The sequence below is a fragment of the Gilliamella sp. Nev6-6 genome, from assembly GCF_001690605.1.
GTDB lineage: Bacteria > Pseudomonadota > Gammaproteobacteria > Enterobacterales > Orbaceae > Gilliamella > Gilliamella apicola_C.
Map to the genome: position 1 here is coordinate 1 of NZ_LZHP01000090.1, position 24,426 is coordinate 24,426.

Annotated in this window: 24 protein-coding genes and 1 pseudogene; 16 read left to right on the forward strand and 9 right to left on the reverse strand. The window is 35.0% G+C overall.

Going from position 1 to position 24,426, the window contains the following annotated elements; genetic code table 11:
• Positions 1–33: 33 nt before the first annotated feature.
• The 6 genes from gntP (at position 34) to rpmE (ending at position 5,550) form a co-directional block, all read left to right on the forward strand.
• On the forward strand, positions 34–1,377 hold the full coding sequence (gene gntP, locus A9G42_RS10435) for a gluconate permease GntP (RefSeq protein WP_065653390.1): 1,344 nt from the start codon (positions 34–36) through the stop codon (positions 1,375–1,377).
• A gap of 272 nt (positions 1,378–1,649) precedes the next feature.
• Positions 1,650–2,111: a DUF721 domain-containing protein gene (locus tag A9G42_RS10440; protein ID WP_065653391.1), complete on the forward strand. Its 462-nt coding sequence runs from the start codon at positions 1,650–1,652 to the stop codon at positions 2,109–2,111.
• 62 nt (positions 2,112–2,173) lie between these two features.
• The gene (locus tag A9G42_RS10445; RefSeq protein ID WP_065653392.1) at positions 2,174–2,578 is read left to right on the forward strand and encodes a YhcB family protein; all 405 of its coding nucleotides are present in this window, start codon (positions 2,174–2,176) and stop codon (positions 2,576–2,578) included.
• A gap of 80 nt (positions 2,579–2,658) precedes the next feature.
• The gene (locus A9G42_RS10450; protein ID WP_065653393.1) at positions 2,659–4,032 is read left to right on the forward strand and encodes a Do family serine endopeptidase; all 1,374 of its coding nucleotides are present in this window, start codon (positions 2,659–2,661) and stop codon (positions 4,030–4,032) included.
• Between the two features lie 110 nt (positions 4,033–4,142).
• A complete protein-coding gene (degS, locus tag A9G42_RS10455; protein ID WP_065567635.1) occupies positions 4,143–5,195 on the forward strand; it encodes an outer membrane-stress sensor serine endopeptidase DegS in 1,053 nt (350 codons plus the stop codon).
• 139 nt (positions 5,196–5,334) lie between these two features.
• Positions 5,335–5,550 (forward strand): 50S ribosomal protein L31, encoded by a 216-nt coding sequence (rpmE, locus tag A9G42_RS10460; RefSeq protein ID WP_065653394.1) that lies wholly within the window; start codon positions 5,335–5,337, stop codon positions 5,548–5,550.
• Positions 5,551–5,644: 94 nt separating this feature from the next.
• On the opposite strand, the gene metJ is transcribed toward rpmE, so the two are convergent.
• Complete coding sequence (gene metJ, locus A9G42_RS10465; protein WP_065582397.1) at positions 5,645–5,962, reverse strand: met regulon transcriptional regulator MetJ; 318 nt, start codon at positions 5,960–5,962, stop codon at positions 5,645–5,647.
• A gap of 177 nt (positions 5,963–6,139) precedes the next feature.
• On the opposite strand from metJ, the gene metB reads away from it, so the two are divergent.
• The gene (gene metB, locus A9G42_RS10470; RefSeq protein ID WP_065653395.1) at positions 6,140–7,306 is read left to right on the forward strand and encodes a cystathionine gamma-synthase; all 1,167 of its coding nucleotides are present in this window, start codon (positions 6,140–6,142) and stop codon (positions 7,304–7,306) included.
• 61 nt (positions 7,307–7,367) lie between these two features.
• Here metB and citX read toward each other — a convergent pair whose 3' ends face one another.
• The 7 genes and pseudogenes from citX to A9G42_RS10505 form a co-directional block, all read right to left on the reverse strand.
• On the reverse strand, positions 7,368–7,934 hold the full coding sequence (gene citX, locus A9G42_RS10475) for a citrate lyase holo-[acyl-carrier protein] synthase (protein ID WP_065580655.1): 567 nt from the start codon (positions 7,932–7,934) through the stop codon (positions 7,368–7,370).
• 96 nt (positions 7,935–8,030) lie between these two features.
• Positions 8,031–9,560, reverse strand: coding sequence for a citrate lyase subunit alpha (citF, locus tag A9G42_RS10480; protein WP_065653396.1), 1,530 nt, complete (start codon positions 9,558–9,560; stop codon positions 8,031–8,033).
• 12 nt (positions 9,561–9,572) lie between these two features.
• Entirely contained in the window at positions 9,573–10,460 is an 888-nt protein-coding gene (gene citE, locus A9G42_RS10485; RefSeq protein WP_065567640.1) for a citrate (pro-3S)-lyase subunit beta, read from the reverse strand.
• Positions 10,457–10,747, reverse strand: coding sequence for a citrate lyase acyl carrier protein (gene citD, locus A9G42_RS10490; protein WP_065567641.1), 291 nt, complete (start codon positions 10,745–10,747; stop codon positions 10,457–10,459). Before citD ends, citE begins: the two co-directional genes overlap by 4 nt.
• 21 nt (positions 10,748–10,768) lie before the next feature.
• Positions 10,769–11,803 carry a [citrate (pro-3S)-lyase] ligase gene (gene citC, locus A9G42_RS10495; protein WP_065567642.1) on the reverse strand — a complete coding sequence of 345 codons (1,035 nt, stop codon included), beginning with the start codon at positions 11,801–11,803 and terminating at the stop codon, positions 10,769–10,771.
• 4 nt (positions 11,804–11,807) lie between these two features.
• Entirely contained in the window at positions 11,808–12,653 is an 846-nt protein-coding gene (locus A9G42_RS10500) for a fumarylacetoacetate hydrolase family protein (protein WP_065567643.1), read from the reverse strand.
• Positions 12,654–12,748: 95 nt separating this feature from the next.
• Positions 12,749–14,041 (reverse strand): annotated as a pseudogene (locus tag A9G42_RS10505) (2-hydroxycarboxylate transporter family protein); the annotation flags it as partial.
• Between the two features lie 275 nt (positions 14,042–14,316).
• Between A9G42_RS10505 and A9G42_RS10510 the strand changes: the two are divergent.
• The 9 genes from A9G42_RS10510 to A9G42_RS10550 all read left to right on the forward strand — a co-directional run bounded on the left by A9G42_RS10510 (position 14,317) and on the right by A9G42_RS10550 (position 23,370).
• Positions 14,317–15,906 (forward strand): ATP-binding protein, encoded by a 1,590-nt coding sequence (locus tag A9G42_RS10510; RefSeq protein WP_065653397.1) that lies wholly within the window; start codon positions 14,317–14,319, stop codon positions 15,904–15,906.
• Positions 15,907–15,920: 14 nt separating this feature from the next.
• Positions 15,921–16,622 carry a response regulator gene (locus A9G42_RS10515; RefSeq protein WP_065582405.1) on the forward strand — a complete coding sequence of 234 codons (702 nt, stop codon included), beginning with the start codon at positions 15,921–15,923 and terminating at the stop codon, positions 16,620–16,622.
• Positions 16,623–16,787: 165 nt separating this feature from the next.
• The gene (locus tag A9G42_RS10520; protein WP_065653398.1) at positions 16,788–17,759 is read left to right on the forward strand and encodes a glutathione S-transferase family protein; all 972 of its coding nucleotides are present in this window, start codon (positions 16,788–16,790) and stop codon (positions 17,757–17,759) included.
• Positions 17,760–17,778: 19 nt separating this feature from the next.
• Positions 17,779–18,519: an amino acid ABC transporter permease gene (locus A9G42_RS10525; protein WP_065653399.1), complete on the forward strand. Its 741-nt coding sequence runs from the start codon at positions 17,779–17,781 to the stop codon at positions 18,517–18,519.
• Complete coding sequence (locus A9G42_RS10530; RefSeq protein ID WP_065653400.1) at positions 18,516–19,274, forward strand: amino acid ABC transporter ATP-binding protein; 759 nt, start codon at positions 18,516–18,518, stop codon at positions 19,272–19,274. Before A9G42_RS10525 ends, A9G42_RS10530 begins: the two co-directional genes overlap by 4 nt.
• A 14-nt stretch (positions 19,275–19,288) precedes the next feature.
• Positions 19,289–19,714 carry a GNAT family N-acetyltransferase gene (locus tag A9G42_RS10535; RefSeq protein ID WP_065567649.1) on the forward strand — a complete coding sequence of 142 codons (426 nt, stop codon included), beginning with the start codon at positions 19,289–19,291 and terminating at the stop codon, positions 19,712–19,714.
• A gap of 66 nt (positions 19,715–19,780) precedes the next feature.
• On the forward strand, positions 19,781–20,617 hold the full coding sequence (locus tag A9G42_RS10540; RefSeq protein ID WP_065580659.1) for a transporter substrate-binding domain-containing protein: 837 nt from the start codon (positions 19,781–19,783) through the stop codon (positions 20,615–20,617).
• Positions 20,618–21,367: 750 nt separating this feature from the next.
• A complete protein-coding gene (locus A9G42_RS10545) occupies positions 21,368–22,231 on the forward strand; it encodes an RNA ligase family protein (RefSeq protein ID WP_179854648.1) in 864 nt (287 codons plus the stop codon).
• On the forward strand, positions 22,228–23,370 hold the full coding sequence (locus A9G42_RS10550) for an AAA family ATPase (protein WP_065567651.1): 1,143 nt from the start codon (positions 22,228–22,230) through the stop codon (positions 23,368–23,370). The genes A9G42_RS10545 and A9G42_RS10550 overlap by 4 nt, the downstream gene beginning before the upstream one ends.
• A 161-nt stretch (positions 23,371–23,531) precedes the next feature.
• Here the strand turns inward: A9G42_RS10550 and citG are convergent, their stop codons facing one another.
• The gene (gene citG / locus A9G42_RS10555; RefSeq protein ID WP_065567652.1) at positions 23,532–24,425 is read right to left on the reverse strand and encodes a triphosphoribosyl-dephospho-CoA synthase CitG; all 894 of its coding nucleotides are present in this window, start codon (positions 24,423–24,425) and stop codon (positions 23,532–23,534) included.
• Between the last annotated feature and the right edge of the window lies 1 nt (position 24,426).

The window sequence follows — 24,426 nt, forward strand, 5'->3', positions numbered from 1 at the left end:
ATAACAATAAAATTTAAATAGGGGTTATGATTTATGGCGTTTCTAAATATTCTTTGGGTTATTCTTGGCATAGGATTAATGTTACTTTTAAATATTCGTTTTAAAATCAACTCAATGATTGCATTATTAGCAGCTGCAATATTTGTAGGATTGATGGCTAAAATGGATTTACTAAGCATTCTTAAAACAATCAAGTTAGGATTTGGGCATACGCTTGGTGAGCTTGCTATTATTGTTGTATTTGGTGCTGTTATTGGAAAATTAATGGTTGATTCTGGTGCTGCTCATCAAATTGCACAAACACTATTAAAACAGCTAGGCATAAAATATGTAAAATTAGCTATTATTATCATGGGGCTTATATTTGGCCTAGCGATGTTCTATGAAGCAGCATTTATCATATTGGCTCCATTAGTAATTGCTTTAGCTAAAGAAGCTAAAATTCCATTTTTAAAATTGGCTATTCCAGGTGTCGCTGCGGCAACTACTGCTCATTCGTTGTTTCCACCACAACCAGGACCAGTTGCACTAGTTGATGCCTATGATGCGGATATGGGAATGGTTTATATTTATGGATTGATTGTTGCTATTCCATCTGTAATTTGTGCAGGTCTGATTCTTCCTAAATTTTTAGGTAATTTAGAAAGACCGACACCAGAATTTTTACAATCTGAAAATCCCATAGATGAAAATAATCTTCCATCGTTTTTTACATCAATTTCTGTTCCTTTGATTCCTGCTTATATTATGATTGCAACAACAATCGCAAATATATGGTTAGATAAGGAAACGATCGCCTATTCTATTCTCAATTTTCTCGGATCATCTCAAATTGCGATGTTTATCGCCATGATTACTGCATTTATATTATTTGGAAAAAAACTTAATCATTCAATGGAATGGATTATGGGTTCTTTTGATAATGCAGTTAAAGGCATTGCAATGGTTGTATTAATTATTGGTGCTGGTGGTGCACTAAAACAAATTATAATAGATACAGGTATTGGTGATACTATTGGTCAATTAATGTCAGCTGGAGGTATATCTCCTTATATTATGGCATGGTTAATTACTATATTAATTCGTTTAGCTACAGGACAAGGTGTTGTCTCAGCAATGACTGCTGCAGGGATTATCGGAGCAGCAGTTATTGATTCTGCTACAGGGACTATGCATGGAGTTAATCCTGCATTACTTGTGCTTGCAACGGCTGCCGGCTCTAATACATTAACTCACATTAATGATGCGTCTTTCTGGCTATTCAAAGGCTACTTTGATTTATCAATTAAAGATACTTTAAAAACATGGGGGCTATTAGAGCTAATTAATTCGATTATTGGATTAATTGTTGTGCTTATAATAAGTATCTTTGCTTAATTGTAACTATTTTCAAAAGGTTAATAACCATGCTTTGTTGTTAACCTTTTTATTTTTCTTAATAATATATAATTAGAAATTACATGAATTTTATCTATTATTTATAATTACTAATTATTGTTTTCTTTTCGTAAAGTTATGCAGAAACTGTAAATAAATTATTTTCAATAAGACTTTTGATTATAAATAAGGTAAATTATTAGGCTAATTCTTTTTTTGGTTTTTAGAAGAAATTTATTTTTATTGATTGAGAAAAGAGAGGATGCCAAGATATGCGTTTTAACCAACCAGAAAGATTAACGTCAATTTTGACAAAAACCTCTTGTTTGTCTAAGATTCAAGATAGAACTAATGCATTAAGAACCTTGGATAAGGCTATCAACGATTTATTGCCATCACCATTGAATCAACAATGCAAAGTTGCTAATTATCGGAATGGAGTGTTGATTTTAGAAGTAAGTTCAGCTAGTTGGTTGACGAGATTGAAATATGAACAAAGTAATTTAATATCGAGCATACGAACAAGTATCTTACCTTCTTTATCTTCTATCCAATATCAGATTAATCCGAATATTTCTGTAAAATTGGCGGAGTGTAATTTTCAGAAATCTAAATCGTCTTTGACTTCGAGTGTAATAACGCCCGCAAGTGCAAAGCTTTTATATGCATTAGCTGAAAATGCCCCAGAAAAGCTAAAAAAACAATTGATAAAACTTGCCAACCATGCAAAATAAGCGCTGGCAATTGATTTTCAATTTTATAAAATTATATATATTAAAAATACAGGGAGTGAATTATGGATAGAGATATGCTGACTTATCTTGTAATTGGATTAGTAATCGGCTTTATTATTGGTTTTATTTTTATAAGCGTCATTAGCCCTAAAGCTCGTAAATATGCCAAAGTAAAACAAGAGTTAGATCAAACAAAAGATGAATTAATAGCACAAAAACAAATGATTGCTAAACATTTTTCTCATAGTGCAGAAATATTGGATAATATGGCTAAAGATTTTCGCCGTCTTTATCAACATATGGCTGAAAGCTCTGGTCAATTTATTGATAGTGATAACGTTGCATCTTTGGATTTTGATTCTAGCTCTAATCCCGATGAAACAAAAGAAATTACGCTTGATAAGCAACCTAGAGACTATTCGGATAATTCTTCTGGTTTATTTAAAACAGATGAAAATAAATCTTAACAATTATAGTTTAATACGCCGTTAACCAATGGCAAAGCATTTTTATAGAGATTAATTTTTGTAAAAGCGAGAGTTATAAGATGATTAATTCATTAAAAGATCGAAAAAAATTGCTAAGTATTTTAGCTTTAAGTTTAGGACTAAGTTTATCTACACTTCCGAATGCTTATGCTTCTTTTCCTTCTATGACAACTGAGAACAGTGCTCAGCTTCCCAGTTTAGCACCTATGCTAGAAACGGTATTGCCTTCCGTTGTTAGTATTAAAGTTGAAGGCACTACTCAAATGCAAAATAATATGCCAGAGGAATTTAGACGATTTTTTGGTTATCCTGATAGTCAATCAAGATCTTTTACAGGGTTAGGATCAGGTGTGATTATTGATGCTGAAAAAGGTTATGTTGTTACCAATAATCATGTTATTGATGGTGCCGATAAAATTACGGTTGCTCTAAATGATGGGCATGAATTTAAAGCGAAATTAATCGGCAAAGATCCACAAAGTGATATTGCATTACTTAAAATCGACGATGCAAAAAAATTAACGGCAATTAAATTGGCGGATTCGGATAATTTGCGTGTTGGCGATTATGCTGTTGCGATTGGTAATCCATTTGGCATTGGTCAAACGGTTACTTCGGGGATCATTTCTGCTTTGGCTCGCAGTGGGCTTAATATGAATGGTTTCGAAAATTTTATCCAAACAGATGCTTCAATTAACCAAGGGAATTCTGGAGGCGCACTTATTAATTTAAATGGTGAACTTGTTGGTATTAATACAGCGATTATTGCACCAAACGGTGGGAATATAGGTATCGGGTTTGCTATTCCTAGTAATATGGTGAAAAGCTTAACTTCGCAACTTATTGAGTTTGGTGAAGTCAAACGTGGCGTGTTAGGAATCAAAGGGAATGAGCTAACATCAGATATAGCAAAAGCATTTGATGTTGATGTTCAAAAGGGCGCCTTTGTTAGTGAGGTGATAGAAAACTCAGCTGCGCAGGCTGCAGGAATTAAATCTGGCGATATCATTATTTCGATGGACAGTAAACCTATTGATAGTTTTGCTCAATTACGTGCAAAGATTGCAACAACAGGCGCAGGGCGAACTGTAACATTAGGCTTAATTCGAGATGGTAAAAAAATGTCTGTTGAGGTAAAACTCAAAAACAGTGATGAGGCAGTAACCGAAGCAAAATCACTTCATACAGCTCTTGATGGTGCAACACTTAGTAATGGGGAAATTAAAGGGCAAAAAGGCGTTTTAATAGAAAAACTCATTAAAAACTCGCCAGCATCTCGACTTAGCTTGCAAGAAGGAGATCTTATTACTGGGGTTAATAAAGAAAGAATAACTAATATTGCAGATCTTCGCAAAATTATTGATAGTAGCCCATCTGTAATTGCATTGAATATTATTCGTGGCAATAGCCGCTTATATTTGATTTTACGGTAATTATTTTGCTTTATTTCATCGATGTTTAGGCATCGATGAAAACATCATTTTAACCCTTATATAGATGTGTTAAAATTCTAACCATTGTTCCCTCTATCATTCTGATTCCAATGCTCAAGAAAATTCTATGGTCAATATTAATTGGAACTATTTTCGCTATTATCTTATTGATTGTTTTTCCTACGTTACGAAATGGAAATCAAGTAAATTTTTCAGGATCAATTTTTAGCGATGGTCCACTAAGCTATTCTAGAGCTGTCAACGTTGCTGCTCCAGCTGTCGTTAACATTTATAGTCGTTCGATTAATTCTGTTTCCCAAACATCTCAAGATAGCCCAATTACTCCGCTTGGCTCTGGAGTAATTATGAGTAAACAGGGATATATTATTACTAACTATCACGTTGTTGAGGATGCAGAACAAATTATTGTTGCACTACAAGATGGTCGAATTTTCGAGGCTTTATCAGTAGGCTCTGATAAGCTTGTTGATATTGCTGTATTAAAAATAGATGCCTCTAATATTCCAACTATACTCATTAATCCCCAGCGTGAGCCCAAAATTGGAGATGTTGTGTTAGCTATAGGCAATCCTTACAATATAGGGCAAACTATAACACAAGGTATTATTAGCGCTACAGGTCGTGATGGGTTAAGTCCGTATAGAAGACAGAATTTTATACAAACTGACGCATCAATTAATCATGGTAATTCTGGAGGAGCGCTAGTTAATACCAAAGGTGAATTAATGGGAATTAATACCCTCACCTTTGCAAAAAACCTAGGTAATGATATTCCTGAGGGTATTGGATTTGCAATTCCAGCTTCTTTAGCTGTAAAGATCATGAATAAATTGATTCAGGATGGCAAAATTATTCGAGGTTATATAGGTATTGATGGATTAGAATTTGCTCCAACGCAAAATCCAAGTGAGATACCAATAGTATTAGGTATTTTAGTTACCAATACAGAAGGTCCTTCGTTACAAGCAGGTGTTCTGGCTAATGATATCTTAATTATGGTAAATAATAAGCCAGTTAAATCTATTGTGGAAACAATGGATCAAATCGCTGAGTTGAAACCAGGAACGATTGTCCCCATTATAGTTTTGCGAAATGGTGAAAAAATTGAATTGCAAGTCACAATTGGCCAGCTATCAGTCTGATTGTTTTTTATGACTTGATTATAACGGCCATTGGTCGTATAATTCGCAACCTTATCATGTTTTTTAACACTTGTGTGGTGTATAAATTTTGCTTTATAGCCATTTATATAGCGACACAAACAGACTACAGAGGTTTATTATGAAAGAAGGTATCCATCCAGAATATACTGCAATTAGCGCAACTTGCTCTTGTGGTAATGTTATTAAAACTCATTCGACTATTGGTCATGATATTCATCTTGACGTATGTGGTGAGTGCCACCCATTCTATACTGGTAAACAACGTGATGTTGCAACTGGCGGTCGTGTAGATAAATTCAAGCAACGTTTTGCTATGATTGGCGGTAAAAAATAATTTTTAACGCTTAGTAAATAAAAGGCGCATAATGCGCCTTTTGTTGTTTTTGAATATTGATTATTTTAAGTATTGTTGATTATTTAGTCGGCACTTACTCATCAAGTAAGTTAGGATCAATACCTAAATCTCGCATCATTTTCTGAGCTTGTTCAGGAATACCGTCTTCACGATCTTTTTGTAAATCATCATCGCAAGGTAATGGTTGGCCAGTATAAGCATGAAGAAAAGCTTCACATAATAATTCGCTATTTGTTGCATGACGTAAATTATTAACTTGTCGGCGAGTGCGCTCATCAGTCAATATTTTTAATACTTTTAACGGAATCGACACTGTGATTTTTTTTACTTGCTCGCTTTTTTTGCCATGCTCTGCATAGGGGCTGATATACTCGCCATTCCATTCCATAATATTTTCACCAAATTACATCATAAATAATGTGGGTAATTTTAACGTTTTTTTGATTTTGCTGCAATCTACACACCAAGATAGTTAGACGTCTAGACATGTTGACGTCTTTTTGTAATGTGTTATTCTTATACAATCTATTCTTGAGCTAAACAAAGTACTATTTAGAGGAAGGTTATTATGGCTAATCAATTTAACAAATTAAGCCAAGGAACCATTGCTGTTCGTGGTGGACTCAATACTGATGAGCAATATGGCAGTGTTGTACCAGTTATCACTCCATCTACTTGTTATCGTTATGAAGAATTTGCTAAGCCAAGAGAGTTTGACTATGCAAGAAAAGCAAATCCAAGCCGCCGCTTAGTCGAGCAAACAGTTGCAAAATTAGAAGGTGGTGTAGATGCTATTTTAACTAACTGCGGTATGTCTGCCATCCACCTTATTAGTGTTGCCTTGTTAGCACCAAACGATGTAGTTGTTGCTCCTCATGATTGTTATGGTGGCAGCTATCGGCTTTTTAATAGTTTAAGCCAAAAAGGCTACTTTAAAGTAAAATTCGTTGATCAATCTGATCCTGCCGCATTGCAAGAAACATTGAGTTTACATCCTAAATTAGTATTAATTGAAACACCAAGCAACCCCTTGCTCCGAGTTGTAGATATTAAAGAAATTGCGCAGCAAGCACATAACGTTGGCGCTTTGGTTTTAGTCGATAATACCTTTATGACGCCTATTTTGCAAAAACCATTAGAACTTGGTGCTGATATTGTTACCCATTCTTGTACCAAATTTTTAAACGGGCATTCGGATTTACTCGCTGGCATTTTAGTTTTTAAAGATCAACAACTCGCTACAGAAGTATTATGGTGGGCAAATAATATTGGTACGCTTACTTCATCATTTGATAGTTATCTATTATTGCGTGGATTACGGACCCTTGCTGCTAGAGTAACAGTACAGCAGGATAACGCCCAAAAAGTTGTAGATTTTTTAGTTAATCACCCTAAAATAGCAAAAGTTTACCATCCATCGTTATCTTCAAACCTTGGGCATGATATAGCTAAAAAGCAACAAAAAGGTTTTGGTTCTTTGCTAAGTTTTGAATTAGCTAGCGATGATGATGTAATGCCGAAATTTTTAAAGGCACTTAATATTTTTACCTTAGCTCAATCGCTCGGCGGTGTTGAAAGCCTTGTATGCCATCCTGCAACTATGACACATTCAGGGATTAGTGCTGAAGCACGAAAAACAGCAGGTATATCAGATCAATTATTGCGAATTTCCGTTGGTTTGGAAGATATTGCTGACTTACTGAAAGATTTACAGCAAACGCTTGAGAACATTTAATTTAAGTCTAAAATATGAATAAGGTTGATGGCTATCGTTGTTATATGATTTCATCAACCCTTTATTTATGACTTGTTTTTGCGTACTCTATATTTTTTCTGAAATTTTCAATCTTTTCTTCAATTACCTTAAAAATTTCGCTAGCAGAATGTCGTTTAGCTCGAGCACACACTTTTGCTACTTCATGACAAACTAAACATTGCCTTGGTTGATCTTCAAATTGCGAACGTGAAAGACTTTTTTTTGTAATAGGGTCAATAACATCAATATCCCACAAACGCCCTAATGGGTGATTATCTTCAATATCCATACAATATTGTTTGAGCATATTAGCTGAACACTTTATAGCCATAATAGCCTCTGAACCAGTATTATGATGATAATGCTGTTCATTTATTATCAGGATACCATTTTGTAAAAAGCAGCGATGGAGAGCCTTAATTGCTTCATCAAAAAGATAACGTGCGCCACTACTGTTTTTTATAGTACCAGGAATGACTAAGCTTAACGATATGATGGGTTGTTCATAACATGTTATCGCCTGTTTTTGATTTTTTACACGCTGTTCCTTGGCTAATAACATTTGTTCAAGGCTAATTGGTGTACCATCAGAAAATTTAATCAACATTTTTTTCATTGAATAAAAAGTAATATAGAATAGAAATTAGTATAGCCTGATACTTTTACATATCAGGCTATGGTCATATTGGCAGGTTAGCGAAAATTAATCTTTAACTTCACGAACGACATCAATAACAGAACCATCGCGGAAATGGACAATACCAACGATTTTATCTTTGAATTCAATTGGTTTTGGTTCTCCAGTTAAAGAAACAGCGCGTTGATAGAGCTCTTCAATACTCATGACTGGTAAATTTGCTGCTTTTAAACGCTGTGCAATTTCAGGACGAGCAGGATTAACAGCTATACCATGGTCAGTAACAAGAACATCGACACTCTCCCCTGGCGTTACAACTGTTGTTACTTTTTTAATCACAGTAGGGATACGACTACGAATTAATGGTGCAACAATAATTGTTAAGTTTGCACCAGCAGCTGTGTCACAGTGACCACCTGACGCACCACGCATAACACCATCAGAACCAGTTAAAACATTAACATTAAAATCGAGGTCAATTTCTAGCGCACTTAGAATCACAATATCTAACTCGTCGACGCTAGCCCCTTTAGATGCCGGGTTTGCATAAACATTAGTTGATACTTCAATATGATCTTTATTACGCCCTAAAGATTGCCCAGCAGCGCCATCAAAGCTCTGCGTATCTAATAAACGTTTAACCAATCCTTTTTCATGCAAATCAACAATGCTTGCTGTAATACCACCTAATGCAAACGATGCAGTAATGTTTTGTGCGCGCATACGGTTCTCAAGGAAACGAGTGGCAGCAGTTGAAGAGGCACCTGAACCTGTTTGAATTGAAAAGCCATCTTTGAAATACCCAGAATGTTCAATAACATCTGCGGCATAACGAGCAATCATTAACTCTCGAGGGTTACTTGTAATTCGTGCGGCACCTACGCTAATTTTTGTTGGATCACCGACTTCATCCACTTTAACGATATAGTCGACTTGATCCTGACGAATGCTTGCTGGATGATTAGGATACCCAACAATATCTTCAGTCAATAAAACCACTTTTTTAGCAAATTGTGCATCAACCATCGCATAACCAAGAGCACCACATTGTGATTTGCCTGATACACCATTAGCATTACCTTGCTCATCCGCTGTCGATACAGCTAAAAATGCGATATCAATATTAATTTCACCGCTTTGGATAAGTTTTACACGCCCGCCATGAGAATGGATATGGACAGGATTTTCCATTAAACCATGAGAAATCGCATCGGCTAATTTACCGCGTAAACCAGAGGTATAAATTTTAGTAACCACACCTGATTCTATATGAGGAATCAGTGCAGCATTACAGCTTAATAGTGAGCTTGATGCTAATGTTAAATTTTTAATCCCTAATTTGCTAATAGTTTCAACTACTTTGTTGATAACTTTATCGCCTTCACGAAATGCATGATGGAAAGAAATGGTCATACCATCACGTAATTCACATTTTTTGATTGCTTGTTCAATAGAGTCACACAATTTACGCGTATATTTAGATTCATCTTTTAAATATGGAGTCGTGGCATTAGCGTCAATAAATGGCGTGATATTCTTGAGATCAGGGTGCTGTTTAAGCAAATCATCAATTTTTTTATTTATGGAAGTAGTCATTTTTCAATCCTATCAAATTTCTTTACGTACACCAGAATACTTGGCTAGCTCAATAACTTTTCTAGCACGAGCAATAATCGGTGCATCAATCATTTTGCCGTTTAGAGAGATAACGCCAAGACCTTTTCTTTCACCTTCTTCTGCTGCTTCAACCACTTTTTGGGCGTGTTCAACTTCAGCCGCTGTTGGTGCATATGCGTTATGTAGTAACTCAATTTGTCTTGGATTAATCAGTGATTTACCGTTATAACCTAATTTTTTAATTAAGCTGACTTCTTTTAAGAAACCTTCATCATCATTAACATTAGAATAAACCACATCAAAAGCATCAATTTTGGCTACACGCGCTGCATGTAGTACTGCACAACGAGCATAGAATAACTCTGTGCCATCACCTCGCTCAGTTTGCATATCAACAAGATAATCAAATGCTGCTAACGCAATACCAATTAAACGTGGAGAAGCTTTAGCAATAGAAACAGCATTAACTACACCTTGAGCCGATTCAATTGCAGCCATTAATTTGGTGCTACCAACTTCGCGTCCACACTCTTTTTCGATTCTTTCAACGTGCGCTTCTAACTCATGGATATCTTCGGCACAGTTAGTCATTGGTAAGCGCACAACGTCAACGCCAGCTCTTACTACTGCCTCAAGGTCTTTTAAGCCAAATGGAGTATCAAGTGCATTGATTCGAACTACTGTTTCAATTCCGTGTTCTTTATACACAGGAAGCAGTAATGTTTGGGCAACTAATAAACGAGCTGAATCTTTTTCTTTAATTGAAACGGCGTCTTCAAGATCAAACATAATTGAATCAGGTTTATAAACAAACGAAGTCGACAACATGGCAGCGTTTGCACCTGGAAGAAATAGCATACTTCGACGTAATTTTTTCATAGTAATTTACTCCAATCTAAGTTTTCTTCTTCTGCGCCACGTAATACCGCACATTGAATTCTTGCTTTAATAGCACAATCCAGTGCACCTTTATCATCGATAATGATTAAACCATCAGTGACATTAAGCTCATTTAAAGTTTGTTCAACAACCGCGCGGATTTGATCGCCAAATTGTTTATTAACATCACTATTAATGACAATTTCGATCCCCGTGTTTGGCATGACTTTGACTAACAAATCGCTAGATTCAAGAGTCCCTGCCATGGCTTCTTTTTGTATTTTCATTTTGCTACCTTTTAAAATGTATTAAATTTTAAATTTATCCAAATTAGCTGAAAGGTAATCCCATGTTGTCGATGGAACTAACTTTTTTACCTGTTCATATTGCTCAGATGCCAATAATTCTCTCACGACTGAGGCAGATATGATAGTATCGCCTTCAGTTATTCGCTGAACTTCAACAACAGTAATAGCAGGGCAATTACTAATCGTTTTATCTTCTAACCAATAACACATCGCTTCATTATAAGCTTTGGTGACTTCATCATAGGGTTCAGTTCCAACAAATCGATAGTTAATATTAAGCGTTGGAGCAATATAATTTCGGAATATAAGTAAATCGATGCCCATATAAGCTCGATCAATTTTTGCCTTATCTTTTAGAAAGTAAGTTGGGAATGTTGCTCTTGATATAATATAAGGTGAGCTTGCATGCACAGTAACATTTTTTATTTGTTGAGTGCCATCTTTAACTAACTTTAAGCGTGTATCAAATGAAAATAATGAAGCATTTTCATTGACGACAAAAACATGCAACCAATCACATTGGCTTGCTGCATATTGGATAAGATATTGATGCCCTTTAGTAAAAGGGTTGGCATTCATTACAATACTACCAATTTTTTTCCCTGCTTTTTGTTGTGCATTTAGCTTTTTACAATACTGCTTAATTCCAACAGGATTGTTTTCCATTAGAACAACTAGCCCTGTAATTTCAACAATAGGGTAAAAACCACATCCTTTAAAAAAATCTATATTTTCAGGCTTGGTATATAAAAAAAGGTGAAAATAGCCATTTTCATTGGCATATTTTATTGTGTAATCCATTAAAGTTAGATTTAGTTGATTGCCACGGTAATCTGGATCAATAGCAACACATTTTATAATATCACGATCAATACCAGCACAAGCTATAATTTTAGCGCTAATTTTCGCTACAACAAAAAGAGTAACTTGTGGATCTAGCTTGAGATCAGATCGCAGTAATAACTGCTCAATTTCTTGATAATCTTGCTCTGACTTAGAAATATCAATAACCGTGTAATCAACCAAATCGTACATGAGTTTACCTTTTTTCAGCTACTACATAATTGGTTAAACGACCAATACCCGTGATTTCAACTTCTATTTTATCACCATCTTGCATAAATACAGGTGGATTGCGTTTTTTACCAACACCACCTGGTGAGCCAGTAAGAATCACATCTCCCGGAGATAAATGGGTAAAAGTACTAATATAAGAAATTAATTCAGGTACAGTATGCACAAGATTCTTAATTGAATCATGTTGCATTTCTTTCCCATTTAAATAGGTGGTTAAAGAAAGCGCTTTTGGATCTGGAATCTCATCGCGCGTTGTAATACATGGGCCAAATGCACCAGTATTTGGCCAGTTCTTACCTGCGGTAAACCAGGTATATTGCCAATCACGAATAGAACCATCCATATAACAACTATAACCAGCTACATAAGATAACGCATCTTCTTGTTTAATGCGAAAACCAGTTTTACCAATAATAATAGCTAATTCGCCTTCATAATCCAATTCATTAGTAATGGCTGGTTTAATAATGTTGGTTTTATGACCGGTTTGTGAATCTGGAAAACGAACAAAAAGCGTAGGAGCAGAGCTGGTTTCATTAAATTCTGCACGTTTTTCAGCATAATTCATACCAACACATAAAATTTTGTTTGGGTTTGGAATAACAGGTAAATAAGTAATGTCTTGCTCTTCAATGTCACTTGGGGCATCTAGGTAGGTTTTGGCAATAGATAGCCCTTCCTCATCAGCAAGTAGCGATTTTAAGTCAACGTATTTATCGCCCAATTTTTCTTTTAAATCAATAATGCCATTTTGAGTGAGAAGACCAAAACTTGCTCTACCAGAGACAAGATAACTGACAAGCTTCATGAAAACTCCTTAAAAGCTGTTGGTGTTGATAGTAAATATGAAATAAAAATAAACAACCTTAGTATAAACCAAGGCTGTTCGTTAATATGTAAATTCTATACTAAGAAATTGCCGAGAATGAGTAATGATACAGATACATTGATTGCACCACCAATACGAGTTGCAATTTGTGCAAATGGCATAAGTTCCATACGTTCTGCAGCTGTTAAGATTGCCACATCACCTGTTCCACCTTGACCACTTTGGCAACATGAGATAACTGCTGCATCAACTGGGTACATACCAAGTTTTTTAGCAACAAAGAAACCAGTGGTAACTAGGCTAACTACAGTACAAACAATAACAATTAAGTTTGTAATAGTGAAAGCTGCAACAATTTTATCCCATGGTGTAATTGCCACACCTACCGCAAATAAAATTGGATAGGTAACTGAGGTTTGGAAAAATTTGTAAACAACTTGTGAACCACTTAATACTTTAGGCGAAACACCAGAAATTAGTTTAACAAAAACTGCAGCAAATAACATTCCTACTGGTGCTGGAATACCCGTTACTTTATGCCCAATCATACCAACCATATAAAGAATAGCGGCTAACAATACACCTGAAGCAAAGGTTGTTACATCAATAATAGATTCAGTTTTAGCAGCTTTTTTATCCATAACTTCATCATCTGCAGATGCAGGCAATAATCGACCGTTACCTGTTAAGTGTGGATAAACTTTACCGATGCGATTTAAAATGCCACCACAGATAATACCCGTTAAACCACCTAACATAACAATTGGTAATACGCGCCCAAGTGCTTCACCTTGCTCCATACCTAAAATTGATGCATATCCAATTGAAAGTGGGATCGCCCCCTCACCAACACCACCAGCCATAATAGGTAATACTAAGAAGAAGAATGTTTCAAATGGCGTTAAACCAAGTAAATAACCAACACCAACACCAACAATCATACCAACAATTTCACCACAAACCATTGGACCGAAGATTTTTAAGAAGCCTTGAATAAGGGTTTTCTTATCCATATTCATAATGCTGCCCACAATGATACAACAAATATATAAATACAGAATATGCGTATCTTTATAGAATTTTGTTGTAGCTTCAACAACTGGTTTAGGAAGAATACCATAATAAACTAATGCTGATGGAATAAAGGTTGCACAAATTGCGGCAGCACCCATTTTCCCAATGATAGGTAAACGTTTACCGATTTCACCACATAAAAAACCAAAAAAAGCACAAGTCACTACCATGACAACAATTTCACTAGGCAATTTACCCGTTACTAATACTTCACTAAAGATAAGGATGCCGGCAATAATAAATAATGGTAATGGAATGACACCAATTTTATAGTTGTCCATTAGGCGCCACCAATTATATGGCCAACCTGTTAGCCTTTCTTCAAAGGGCTTACTCGTTGATTCTTTTTGATTACGTTTATTTTCAAGTGACTTGAAATCCGCCATTTATTTTTTTCTCCAAAATGATTTTACTTATTCAAATTCAATAAGCATATCTTTACAAAAAATTAATAAAATTTTTGTGATGTAAATCATAAATTAACTGTGGTTTTTATGGTTTTAACGGCTATATGTTTTTTAATGCTATGTTAGAATTATGTTAATTTAATTTGAGAAGTAAATGTAAAATGCGAAAAAAAATTCAGTTATCGTTTACAACAAAGCTTTTTTTATCGCTGCTGTTTTTTTCGTTGATTGTGCTTGCGTTATTACAGAGCTATATTTGGAATACGATAGAAACTAATTTATATCGTAGCCTAGGCGAAAAAGCTCAAATCCAAGCAAAAGAGCTATCTGTTTTACCAAGTTTAATCCAATATGTCAAAGATAAAGATACATCAAAAATAGCCGACCTCATCGTAGATATATTTGAACAAAGTGATGCTAGCTATATTGTTATTGGTGATGCAAAAGCTAATCGTCTATTCCATACGGCTAATAGCCCTTTACACTCGCCTATGATTGGTGGCGATAACAAAGAGGTTCTTAGTGGTAATAGTAGCATTACAATTAGTGAGGGTTCTCTTGGTTTAGCATTAAGAGGTAAAGCGCCGATCGTTGATAACGGTAAAATTATAGGTATTGTTTCAGTCGGTTATATGATTGATGATATTAATGCACTGCATATACAACAAGTTATACCATTTATTATTTGTTGTTCATTATTGTTTTTAGCGTTATTTATTTTTTCTTATTTTTTTTCAAAAGCAATAAAACAACAGATGTTTAATTTAGAGCCTAAAGCAATTGCATTACTGGTAAAAAGCCAAAAATCGATTATGGAATCTATTTTTGAAGGTGTTATTGCAATCGATCTGAGTTATAACATTATCAATATTAATCAATCAGCTCGCACTATGTTGAATATTAAAATAAGTGATGATGAGCTACATAAACATAATTTAAGCGAGTTTATTCAATCAACCGATTTTATTTTTAGAAATGAAAGTCAAACAGAAGACATACACGATCATATTTGTTATTTCAATAATATTATCGTGATTGCAAACAAAGTTCGCGTGGTGATCGATGATAAAATTCAAGGTTGGGTTATTACTTTCCGTAACTTTGACGATATTAATATATTAAGTATGCAATTAACACAAGTGAACCAGTATGTTGATAATTTACGTGCATTAAGGCATGAGCATCTTAATTGGTTGGCAACATTATCTGGTTTAATTTATATGAAACGGTATGAAGAAGCTCAATCTTTTATTGCATTACATTCTGCAGATAATCAAAGCAATCTAGATTTTATTACGGAGCATTTTAAGGTTCCAGCTGTATGTGGTTTATTAATCGGTAAATATTCAAAAGCGCATGAGCTAGGCTTAAATTTAATATTTGATCCTGCATGCCAATTAAGTGAATTACCCTTACTTATGGCTGAAACAGAATTTATGTCAATTTTAGGTAACTTGCTTGATAATGCTTTTAATGCGAGTTTGAAAAATGATCCTGGAGATAAAACAATTTATTTATATCTTAGTGATGCAACAGACGAAATTGTATTAGAAGTGACTGATCAAGGTTGTGGTGTTGATAAAAGTATTCGTAATTCAATTTTTGAACCAGGCGTCACATCACAAGAGGGTAAAGAACATGGTATTGGTTTACACCTTGTTTCAACTTACATAAAAAAAGCCAATGGTTATATTACGTTTGAAGATAATATTCCCTATGGAACCATTTTTTCTGTATTTATCCCTAAATAATAAAAGGTAATTATATGAACGAGTTTCAAGAAGATGTCATTAAAGTGCTTATCATCGAAGATGAGCCAATACTAGCTGAGTTAAATGCAGAATTTATTCAAAAAGATACAAGAGTTAAAGTCATAGGTATTGCTTCCAATCTAGAAGAAGCTAAAATCATGGTTGAAAGACTCAAACCAACATTGATTTTACTGGATAATTATTTGCCTGATGGCAAAGGAATTGAATTATTTGAATATATTATTAATAATCATTTAGATTGTTATGTAATTTTTATTACAGCAGCAAGTGATATGGAAACGTGTAGTAAAGCCATTCGTTACGGTGCTTTTGACTATTTGATTAAGCCAGTTTCTTACCAACGTTTAAAACATTCACTTGAACGTTTTGAACTCTTTTTGTATCGACAAAGCCTACAAAAACATGTCAACCAACGAAAAATTGATGAGCTTTTCAATTTACAAACAAAAGACTTTGTGAACATGAATCGACACTCAAAAGGTATTGAAGAAATCACTTTACAGAAAGTGAAAGACATTTTTATGCAGACCGATAACGTACTAACCGTTGATGAAATAGTTGAAAAAGCCAATATTAGTAAAACAACTGCCAGACGATACTTAGAGTATTGTGTTCAAATAAAATTATTAACGGTCGAGCTTAATCACGGCAAAATTGGTCGCCCAGAAAGGCTATATAAACGTTTAGGGAAATAGTTAACCTAATTAAGACAATTTTTATACTGTAACTTATTTTCTATATAATTGATAATTATATAAATATGCTTATTTGTTATTTTATCTGCGAAATATTTGATGTTAGATTGAACTAAGTTGTCAGATAGTTGCATTTTGCAGTACCAAATAATAAGAGGTAAGCATATGTCTTTAGCTATAGAAAAAATTGCTACTAATGAAAATAATGAGATTGACAAAAATGGGGCATTTGTTCGCCAAGCAAACCGCTTTGACACACCATTTGGCGATAAACCCGGACAGTTACCTGTTGAAGCTGGTCGTTACCGTTTAATTTGGGCAGCGATATGCCCTTGGGCACATCGCTCAATGATTGCTATCAAATTATTGGGATTAGACAATGTCATCAGTGTAGGTAAAGTAAACCCAATTAGAACTAATAAGGGCTGGGAATTTTCACTGGATGCTGGCGGTGTTGATCCTGTGCTTGGTATCCGCTATTTACCTGAAATCTATGCTTCAACCGATCCACTATATGAAGGAAGAGCAACAGTGCCAACGGTGGTTGATATTAAGACAGGCAAAGTTGTCAATAATGATTATTTTAAGCTTACTTATTATTGGGAAACAGCATTTAAATCTTTTCATAAAACTGGCGCTCCAGACCTTTATCCTGAAAAATTACGTGCTGATATTGACGCACTAAATGATGTAATATTCCATGAAGTGAATAATGGTGTGTATAAAGCGGGTTTTGCACGCACGCAAAAAGCCTATGAAGATGCATATCATCTTATCTTTAATCAATTAGATAAATTAGAACAGCGTTTGAGTCAATCACGTTATCTATTTGGTGATCAAATTACGGATTCTGATATTCGCCTTTATGTTACTTTGGCTCGATTTGATGTTGCCTACTATTGCGCTTTTAAAACCAATCGTAATCGGATTATCGACTATCCTAACTTATGGGCCTATGCTCGAGATCTTTATCAAATACCTGCTTTTGGCGAAACAACGGATTTTCAGGCAATCAAAAAAGGCTACTTTTTAGGAGATAGCGCGCATAATCCCTATGACATTTTGCCTTTGGGGCCTGATGTCAATAATTGGCATACTCCACACAACAGGGACAAACAGATTAGTTCAAGTCAATAATTTTAATGGGATAATTATAATGCCAAATATATTGGATGTCGGATTGATTTTTACCCAAATTCCAACGTTACTTGCTTACTTGCCTGTAACACTTTTTATTACCTTTTTCTCGATGCTACTTGGCATCATTTTAGGGTTAATGATTGCTATCGCCAAAATGAATAAAATACCAATATTATCACCGATAGCGACGGTTTTTGTCTCTTTTATCAGAGGCACGCCATTATTGGTGCAACTCTATTTAAGTTTTTATGGCATCCCCATTCTATTACGTTATATCAATTATTTTTATGGCACTGATTATAATATCAATGGCATACCCCCAATGCTTTTTGTATTAATTGCATTTTCTTTCAACGAGGCGGCTTATAATTCAGAAACAATACGTGCGGCATTGCACTCTGTTAATAAAGGACAGATTGAAGCAGCACAATCATTAGGCATGACCTATAGTCAGTTGTTACGTCGAATTGTCATTCCTGAAGCTTTTATTGTGGCATTACCCAATTTAGGTAACGCAATGATTGGTTTGCTAAAAGGCACATCGTTAGCGTTTGTCTGCTCAGTCACAGAAATGACTGGCAGAGGCAAAACCTTAGCAGGACATAGTTACCGTTATTTTGAAGTTTATATTTCATTGGCATTAATTTATTGGGTCTTAGCCATTATCATTGAACTAATTGTCAAATATTTGGAAAAGCGCTTAACCATTTCTGATTGTGCTAGCACCCCAAGTTATCGCCGAGGAAAATTATTATGATTAATGTGCAAAATTTAACCTTGTCTTTTCATCATAATCTTATATTAAATCACCTTAACTTTCATATTCACCCCGCTGAAATTGTGGCGATTATTGGGGCTTCTGGTGCGGGTAAGTCAACGCTTTTGAGATGTTTAAATTTATTAGAAAAGCCAAAGCAAGGTAAGATTCGCATTGATAATTTTCAACTTGATGTGAGTTGTATAAAAAGACATGAAATTGTTACATTTCGCCAACAATCGGCAATGGTATTTCAACAATTCAATCTATTTCAACAAAAAAATGCCTTAGAAAATGTGATGGAAGGGCTAATTGTTGTCAAAAAATACTCAAAGGATAAAGCACAACAGATAGCACACGAAAAACTAGTGCAAGTAGGACTCGGCGAACGAATCTATCACTATCCCAAACAATTATCTGGTGGGCAACAGCAACGAGTTGCCATTGCTCGAGCATTAGCTATGGAGCCCAAAGTCTTATTACTTGATGAGCCAACCTCAGCGCTTGATCCCGAGTTAGTGGGTGAAGTATTAGCAACAATAAAAATAGCTGCTAAATCAGGAGTTACTATGATTTTAGTTTCTCATGAAATGAGTTTTGTGCATGATATTGCAACTAGAGTGCTATTTTTAGATAAAGGCAAAATCATTGAAGATGGTTCACCACAGCAGATATTTGCAAATCCGACGCAACAAAGAACAAAAGATTTTTTAGCGAGATATTATTCAACAGGGCAAATTGATTACGAAATTTAATAAATGGAGCATGAATGAAAATTGTTATTCAACAACATTGTGAAGATATTAATTGGCAAGATGTTGCTGATTTGCTGACTTTTTATGGATTAAGCTCATTTGACGCAAAGACACAAGAACAGGTGTTTCGAAATAGTTATGCTGTGGTATTTTTACTGGAAAAAGATCGAGTTGTTGGCGTAGGGCGTGCATTATCTGATGGTATTTGCCAAGCTGCAATATATAACATTGCATTGGTAAAACGCCTCCATGGGCAACAATATGGAAGGCTGATTGTTGATAAACTCGTTGAGCGAGTACAACACTGTAATATCATCCTTTATACTCACCCACAAACTGTCGAGTTTTATAAAAATTTAGGTTTTGATTTAATGAAAACGGGCATGGCTCGTTATCAACCCGAGCACCTAACTGAAATGAAGAATATGGGGTTTATTTAAAATATAGTTAAAAAACCACTCAAAATAAGCGAAACATTGATCCAAACCAAAGGGAGGTATTGCATTATGAACGGCAAAAAATGGTATTTTTTTCTAATATTAGGTGCTTTGTTTTTAACGAGTTGCGACAATCAAAATAAAGGCACTAAAACTATAGGTACTCAAACTACAGGGAAAGAAAAAATTGTTATTGCAACGTCAGGGTCACCTAGTCCTTTTTCTACAGTAGATGGACAAGGCGAGTTAATGGGATATGACATTGATGTTGCAAAAGCAATATTTGCACAGTTACCGCAATATGAGGTTCGTTTTGAAATTACTGAATTTCCATCAATTTTAGCTGGGCTTGACTCACAACGTTATCACGTGGGCGCTAATAATTTCGCCATGAATGAAAAACGGAAAGAAAAGTATTTTTATTCTGCCCCTATTTTTCAAAACCAATACGCCATTGCGGTGGCAAAAAACAATAATGATATAAAACAATTTAGTGATCTTAATGGGAAATCGACAGAAGTTTATCCAGGTCTTAACTATGCAACCGCATTAGAGTTATATAATCAACAGTACCCTAATAACCCCGTCAAAATTACCTATAGTGAAGCGGATTTATTGCCTGTGCTACAGCATGTTGAAACAGGGCAATATGATTTTCAATTAATCGATAAAGTGATGCTATCACAATTAATTAATGAACATAATCTTAACTTGAAAACAATAGAATTAAGTAACGATGATGCCGATCGAATTGCCTTACCATACAGCTATTTATTAATCAGCAAAGGGAATAAAGGCGAACAGTTAACTAAAGATATTAATGAGGGAATAAAAAAGATTATCAGTAATGGTGAATTAACGAAAATAAGTGTTCACTATTTTGGCGCTGATTATTCACCTAAATAAGCAATTTTCTATTCTTTTTAATTGATTTTTTATGGTAACCGCTATGCGAAAATACAAAACTACCTGAAAGTTTTTGATAAGTATTTTTTGCAAAAGTTTTCAAGTTTTTTTACCCAATGTTTTATTGGGAAAACCTTTGGTTATCCGCTCAAATTTTGCCGAGAGATAAAATAGGCATAAGGTATTATACAACCGAAACTGCTCAATTACGGTAGATCAAACTATCTCTGATAAAATTGGGAGGATTTCTGTAATAATATTGATTAAGAATAAACAATCAAAGAAGAGCTAATACAGCGTAAAACTTAGTTTCGAACCAGCAAAGCTAGCGAGCTAAGCGCTTTTCAATAGCACAATGCTAACAACAAAAATCATTCAGAAAAACCATTGATTTTATTGAATTTTTTATTTCACTAAAATTTACTTTATATCTATTTTAAGTGAAAAATCGTAACAAACAGTTTGTTTATTAACAATAATTTTCTAGTTTATTATTAGCGTACATAACTATTTATTATAATGACGCTTGACAATTAGTCTGTAACCGCTGATAATTGCGCCGTTTTTTAACCTTATATTTTAATTTTAGTGAGGTGGCAAAATGCCTGTAGTTAACACTTTATCTTAATGCCGACACGGTATTCTCTATTATATTGTCTTTTGCTAGGTATTACCTAAGCGCTTTTATTGCAATTCAATCTATAGATTTTTTGCCTTGTCGGTTTTCCCTTATTTTTTGGAGAAAACGTGATGACAATGGAATCTTATATTCAAAATTTAGAATTAATTAAATACCCACGAACACCACACCTAGAAGGCTCTCGCTTACAATTTGGTGATAGTGACCATGGACAACGCCCTTATAATCAATTAGTTGGTCAACATATCGTTGTTGAAGAAAAGTTAGACGGCGCTAATTGTGCTATTAGCTTTTCAGCCAGCGGAGAACTATTGCTGCAATCTAGAGGGCATTATTTAATGGGGGGGGCACGAGAACGCCAGTTTAATCTATTAAGGCGCTGGGCTTGCGTGCATGAATATTGGCTATTAGAACGATTAGAAGATCGCTATATTCTTTATGGTGAATGGCTACATAAAAAACATGCAATTTTTTATGACGCACTGCCTCATTATTTTTGCGAGTTTGATATTTGGGATAGGCAACAAAACTGTTTTTTATCTACGATAAAACGGCATCAATTACTAGCAGATGGTCCTGTTTTATCGGTGCCAGTTTTATTTGCAGGATCGGCACCAGCTAAATTAAGTGAATTATTGAATTTGGTTAAGGAATCTTTGGCTAAAACAGCTAATTGGCGAACTTGTTTTGAAAAAATTATAACTCGCGAAAAACTTGATTTAACCAAAGCATGGCAGCAATGTGATAATTCTGATTTTATGGAAGGATTATATCTAAAAATCGAATCGGAAGAACAAACAGTTGATCGTCTTAAATGGGTTAGACACGATTTTGTGCAAGCGATTTTAGATGCAGGGCAACACCATTCTGAACAACCCTTTATTCCTAATCAACTAGCCAACGGTGTTGAACTTTATACACCACAATTAACCGTGAATTGGAACAGCAGATTGATAAATGGAGGAAAGGTATGAATTATCCAGCATTAAAACAGCAAATAACACACACCATAGCAATGGATGATTTTAGCCCATGGTTAAGCTGTATTCCTGAATTAAACCGTTTGTTAACTACACCTCAAGATGCTATGTACCATGGCGAAGGGAATGTATGGATTCACACTCAAATGGTTATCCGAGCATTATTGGGGCAGAGTGAATTTGCTAATGCAACAGAAGATGAACAATTTGTGTTATTTATGACGGCCTTATTGCATGATATAGCTAAGCCTGAAACGACTATAATTGATAAAATCACAGGTAAAATTACCCAACCTCGGCACTCAAAAAAAGGTGAGATTTATAGTCGCATATTATTATGGCGAATGGGCGTACCGTTTGATTTAAGAGAGCAAATTTGCCGAATCATTAGCGTACATCAAGTCCCTTTTTTTGCTTTAAATGAAGAGCGAAAAAATAGAACACCTGAATATTTAATTCATCATTTATCGTGGCAGCTACCTATTTGGATGTTATGTCTACAAGCTAAAGCGGATATGCAAGGTCGCATTTGTGCCGATAAAAAAAGAGCACTTGATGAAGTTGAGCTATTTAAACAGTTGGCACTTGAAGAAGGGTGTTTATATCACCCTCGCCAATTTGTGGATGATTATACTCGGGTTCAATATTTTCGGGGAAGTAATGTCTTACCTGATTATGCGTTATATCCCCAAAAAGGATCGGAAGTAATTATGCTAGCAGGTTTACCTGCTTCAGGTAAAAATAGTTGGGTAAGCAAACATTATCCAACATGGCCTGTTGCGTCTTATGATGATGCCAGATCTGAACTAAAACTGAAGCATGGCGAAAATGAAGGGCAGGTTATACAGTTTGTCTTAGCCAAGGTAAAACAGTGGTTAAGAGTAAAACAACCTTTTATTTGGAATGCGACCCATTTATCGCAAGAAATGCGACAAAAAGCGCTCGATTTACTCTACGCTTATCATGCCAACGTGAAAATTGTATATATTGAACAACCAGAAAAAGAGTTATATCGCCGAAATGCTGCGCGTGATACGACTTTGCCCAATAAAACCATTCAGCGGTTATTAAATAAATGGGAGGTTCCGCTACCAACCGAAGCACATAAGGTAAGCTATGTAATTAACCAATAATTGCATAATATCTTATAAGGTAAATTGGGGCTGATATCAAAGCCCCAAAATTGCTTAAATAGCTGTTTACTTAAATAGTTGTTAGCTTCAATAGTTGTGTACAATATTAAATACCTTTATTTTAATACCCATAAATAAAGGTTATTTCTTATTGGTTTATCTTATTTGTTATACTCAGACAAAAACCAAGTAATAGCAATTAAATCCGCCGAACCGCCAGGACTTAAATTACGTTTAATGAATTCGGTATCAAGTTGATATAATTTTTTTCGACCGTCAGAATGAATAATACCACCTTGATCAATAAGATTTTTCGCCTCTTGCTGGACAAAATACAATCCATCTAATCCTCCTCTTGAAACGACATTAGTATCTTGATTAAAAGCAAGCAAGTACAACATGGCTTGTAGCAAGCAAGTTTCTTCATCATAGCCACTGTTTTGCATTTTTTGAAAAATCGGAAGAGAGATATTTCTAACTATTGCGTAGCCTGATTCAGCTTCCCCTCTTGCACCAGTCAGATTGTGGCGTTTAAATAACCTCTCGCCTACAGAATTTGCTTGTATATTTTGCTTTAGCTCACTTTGGACAATACCTTGGCAAATTGCTGAGACCTCATCGCAAATACTTTGCGTGTTGACTGGTAATCCTAGTTGTTCTAATTTGCCAATAGCCCCCATTAATAGCCCAAAGGCAAATATACCACCCTTATGTGTATTGACTTGATTAGTTGCTCGAAACATGGCTTGTTCACACTCAATGCCAATTGGTCTAATGCCTGCTAAAAAATGTTGATTATCATAGTTGGCGGAATTTTTACCGTACTTATAAAAACGCTCAAACCAAATACAAATAGCTTTAATACTTTGGACAAAGGTTTGAAAATCCATATCACGATGTGCACCGCTATTATTCATATCAACCAATCCAGGTTTAGGCGATAAGCAAATTTCTTTTATTAATGCTTTGGTTGCTAATTGTGCAGGTAAACATCGATTAGGATCATTATTAAGTTTTAATTCTAATAATGCGATTTGCTGTGAATAATCACTCATT

Bases quoted from the DNA above. Each gene is read 5' to 3' on its own strand.
- A9G42_RS10445 (WP_065653392.1), top strand. From the start codon at position 2,174: ATGGATAGAGATATGCTGACTTATCTTGTAATTGGATTAGTAATCGGC.
- A9G42_RS10515 (WP_065582405.1), top strand. From the start codon at position 15,921: ATGAACGAGTTTCAAGAAGATGTCATTAAAGTGCTTATCATCGAAGAT.
- A9G42_RS10535 (WP_065567649.1), top strand. From the start codon at position 19,289: ATGAAAATTGTTATTCAACAACATTGTGAAGATATTAATTGGCAAGAT.
- citX (WP_065580655.1), bottom strand. From the start codon at position 7,934: ATGTTGATTAAATTTTCTGATGGTACACCAATTAGCCTTGAACAAATG.
- A9G42_RS10520 (WP_065653398.1), top strand. From the start codon at position 16,788: ATGTCTTTAGCTATAGAAAAAATTGCTACTAATGAAAATAATGAGATT.
- A9G42_RS10450 (WP_065653393.1), top strand. From the start codon at position 2,659: ATGATTAATTCATTAAAAGATCGAAAAAAATTGCTAAGTATTTTAGCT.
- A9G42_RS10530 (WP_065653400.1), top strand. From the start codon at position 18,516: ATGATTAATGTGCAAAATTTAACCTTGTCTTTTCATCATAATCTTATA.
- A9G42_RS10545 (WP_179854648.1), top strand. From the start codon at position 21,368: ATGACAATGGAATCTTATATTCAAAATTTAGAATTAATTAAATACCCA.
- A9G42_RS10510 (WP_065653397.1), top strand. From the start codon at position 14,317: ATGCGAAAAAAAATTCAGTTATCGTTTACAACAAAGCTTTTTTTATCG.
- A9G42_RS10550 (WP_065567651.1), top strand. From the start codon at position 22,228: ATGAATTATCCAGCATTAAAACAGCAAATAACACACACCATAGCAATG.
- A9G42_RS10525 (WP_065653399.1), top strand. From the start codon at position 17,779: ATGCCAAATATATTGGATGTCGGATTGATTTTTACCCAAATTCCAACG.
- A9G42_RS10440 (WP_065653391.1), top strand. From the start codon at position 1,650: ATGCGTTTTAACCAACCAGAAAGATTAACGTCAATTTTGACAAAAACC.
- metB (WP_065653395.1), top strand. From the start codon at position 6,140: ATGGCTAATCAATTTAACAAATTAAGCCAAGGAACCATTGCTGTTCGT.
- A9G42_RS10500 (WP_065567643.1), bottom strand. From the start codon at position 12,653: ATGAAGCTTGTCAGTTATCTTGTCTCTGGTAGAGCAAGTTTTGGTCTT.
- citF (WP_065653396.1), bottom strand. From the start codon at position 9,560: ATGACTACTTCCATAAATAAAAAAATTGATGATTTGCTTAAACAGCAC.
- citD (WP_065567641.1), bottom strand. From the start codon at position 10,747: ATGAAAATACAAAAAGAAGCCATGGCAGGGACTCTTGAATCTAGCGAT.
- gntP (WP_065653390.1), top strand. From the start codon at position 34: ATGGCGTTTCTAAATATTCTTTGGGTTATTCTTGGCATAGGATTAATG.
- citE (WP_065567640.1), bottom strand. From the start codon at position 10,460: ATGAAAAAATTACGTCGAAGTATGCTATTTCTTCCAGGTGCAAACGCT.
- degS (WP_065567635.1), top strand. From the start codon at position 4,143: ATGCTCAAGAAAATTCTATGGTCAATATTAATTGGAACTATTTTCGCT.
- citG (WP_065567652.1), bottom strand. From the start codon at position 24,425: ATGAGTGATTATTCACAGCAAATCGCATTATTAGAATTAAAACTTAAT.
- A9G42_RS10540 (WP_065580659.1), top strand. From the start codon at position 19,781: ATGAACGGCAAAAAATGGTATTTTTTTCTAATATTAGGTGCTTTGTTT.
- citC (WP_065567642.1), bottom strand. From the start codon at position 11,803: ATGTACGATTTGGTTGATTACACGGTTATTGATATTTCTAAGTCAGAG.
- rpmE (WP_065653394.1), top strand. From the start codon at position 5,335: ATGAAAGAAGGTATCCATCCAGAATATACTGCAATTAGCGCAACTTGC.